Source organism: Streptomyces sp. NPDC046197, assembly GCF_040646295.1.
Classification (GTDB): Bacteria; Actinomycetota; Actinomycetes; order Streptomycetales; family Streptomycetaceae; genus Streptomyces.
Genome location: NZ_JBEYZY010000101.1, coordinates 1 through 1586, shown reverse-complemented (window position 1 = coordinate 1586; position 1586 = coordinate 1). Strand labels below are relative to the sequence as shown.

At 43.4% G+C, this 1586-nt stretch carries 1 protein-coding gene and 1 pseudogene; one reads left to right on the top strand and one right to left on the bottom strand.

Annotated elements, in window-relative coordinates:
* Positions 1–603 precede the first annotated feature (603 nt).
* The gene (locus AB0A61_RS41050) at positions 604–1461 is read right to left on the bottom strand and encodes a magnesium transporter CorA family protein (protein WP_361304723.1); all 858 of its coding nucleotides are present in this window, start codon (positions 1459–1461) and stop codon (positions 604–606) included.
* Between AB0A61_RS41050 and AB0A61_RS41045 the strand changes: the two are divergent.
* A pseudogene (locus AB0A61_RS41045) lies at positions 1351–1586 on the top strand (hypothetical protein); the annotation flags it as partial. The gene AB0A61_RS41050 and the pseudogene AB0A61_RS41045 sit on opposite strands and share 111 nt — an antisense overlap.

The window sequence follows — 1586 nt, the reverse complement described above, 5'->3', positions numbered from 1 at the left end:
AAATCGTCCCTCTTTTTGGATGAACGAACAAAAAATCTCTCGTATTTTGTTTGTTCATCCACTAAAAATATGCGAACAGTATGGCTTCATTCAATCCTGTTCTTACAAGTCAAAAGCATCGAATCGTCCTTGGACGATTCAACAAAAAAAGTAGTCGTTTTTGGACGACTACTAAGTTCTAAACATTCATTACCCAAAATCAATTTGGTCTAACATCGTTTCTCGACTAGCTTGATCTAATCCAAGATACGTTAAGGTCATGGCTTCACTTGAATGGTTTAATAAATGCATCACTAAACCAATATTATAGTTTGACTGGGTATAGACCCGATAAGCGCCTGTTTTACGCATGGTATGTGTTCCTAGATAGTTGATACCTAATAGATCACCAACACGTGACAAGACCCGGGTTGACCCCAGAGCATAAGGCAGAAAATCCAGTAACGAACAAAAAACGTTCGCTACTGGATTTTTTGTCTTATGTGGCCGGGGTCAGGGTCGTCGGAGCGTATTTCAGAAGCCGAAGGGTGCTCAAAATAGCATAACTGCTCAACTATACACATTCCAAAAAAGTCCCCCACCCAGCAGCAAGTCACTCACCCATCACATCTTCCGCCAGAACTTCAGCATAATCAGCATCGCCACAATCAAGGCGACAGAAATCCCCAAAGTCAGCATCCAAGCATCTTGCATCCCGGCTAACGGGAGTTTCTTCACGTTCATCCCATAGAATCCGGTAATGATCGTTGGCACAGCCATGGTCAGTGACCAAATTGTCAAAAATTTCATTGTATCGTTCAGGTTGTTATTAGCAAGGCTGTTGAGGGTATGATCGATTCGGTCAACGACTTGGGTTTCAATCTCAAACATCCGTTGGACCTGTTCTCCTTCAATTTGCACGTCTTCGAATAAATCAATTTTATCTTGGTCAGCACCGACACCAAAATGGGTCTTTGGCAAACGATCGAGTTCACTGAGATTGGTTTGGACCGCGCTGGACAAAAAGGTCAACGTCTGTTGAAGATATGAAAGTGAAACCAAGTCACTGTTCTTCGTCTTCCGGTTCAACATTTTATCCAAATAGTTGCGTTTCTTGGTAATGGCGCGAGAAATTGGGATAAAACTGACAACAACTGTAAACAGTGTTTGCAGAATAAATGCATCGACGCTCTTAACCTCGGGATTATCCAATGCCGAGTAAAGTGCCGTGTTGACTTCAGGTATGCCGCTTTGATTAAACGTGAATAAAACGCCCTTATGGAGCAACATGCCAAATGGCTGGGTAATGTATCTCAGCGCATCTTTGTCGAGGGCATACGGCGCCAGAAAGATGAATAATTGGTAGTCCTCATTGATATCATAAACATAATTAGTACTTTCATCATTATCAGTGACGTACTCAATAATATCTTCATCGATGCCATACTGATCTTCGAGGGTTGCCCGTTCTTCGGCATTGATTTGAATCGTTTCAATCCATTTGGTTCCATTGATTGTCTTTTCGGGTTTGATAGGTGGCAGGAACTGGCCGCGGGGCTGTTCGACGGACAGGGGTCATGGGGCAATGGGGCCGCGATGCGCGTGGC